The organism is Amycolatopsis halotolerans (genome assembly GCF_042647905.1).
GTDB lineage: Bacteria > Actinomycetota > Actinomycetes > Mycobacteriales > Pseudonocardiaceae > Amycolatopsis > Amycolatopsis halotolerans.
In genome coordinates, this window is record NZ_JBHRWI010000086.1 from 1 (window position 1) to 711 (window position 711).

Sequence of the window (711 nt, forward strand, 5' to 3'; positions counted from 1 at the left end):
GTAAGACGTCGTGGAGGCCCGAACCCACTTAGGTTGAAAACTGAGGGGATGAGCTGTGGGTAGGGGTGAAAGGCCAATCAAACTCCGTGATAGCTGGTTCTCCCCGAAATGCATTTAGGTGCAGCGTCGCGTGTTTCTTGCCGGGGGTAGAGCTACTGGATGGTCTAGGGGCCTTACCGGGTTACCGAAATCAACCAAACTCCGAATACCGGTTAGTGAGAGCGCGGCAGTGAGACGGCGGGGGATAAGCTTCGTCGTCGAGAGGGAAACAGCCCAGAACACCAGCTAAGGCCCCTAAGTGTGTGCTCAGTGGGAAAGGATGTGGGATTGCCCAGACAACCAGGAGGTTGGCTTAGAAGCAGCCACCCTTGAAAGAGTGCGTAATAGCTCACTGGTCAAGTGGTCCTGCGCCGACAATGTAGCGGGGCTTAAGCACACCGCCGAAGCTGTGTCATTCACACAATACATCCGCGGGAGCTTTCGGGCTCTCGTGCAGTGGTGTGGATGGGTAGGGGAGCGTCCTGCATCCAGGGAAGCCGCGGCGGAAGCCAGCGGTGGAGGGTGCGGGAGTGAGAATGCAGGCATGAGTAGCGAATGCAGAGTGAGAAACTCTGCCGCCGGATGACCAAGGGTTCCTGGGCCAGGCTAATCCGCCCAGGGTAAGTCGGGACCTAAGGCGAGGCCGACAGGCGTAGTCGATGGACAACGGGT

1 rRNA gene is annotated in these 711 nt (G+C 58.2%); it reads left to right on the plus strand.

Features of this window, described 5'->3' with window-relative positions:
• Positions 1–711: ribosomal RNA gene (locus ACFORO_RS46630) — 23S ribosomal RNA — on the plus strand; the annotation flags it as partial.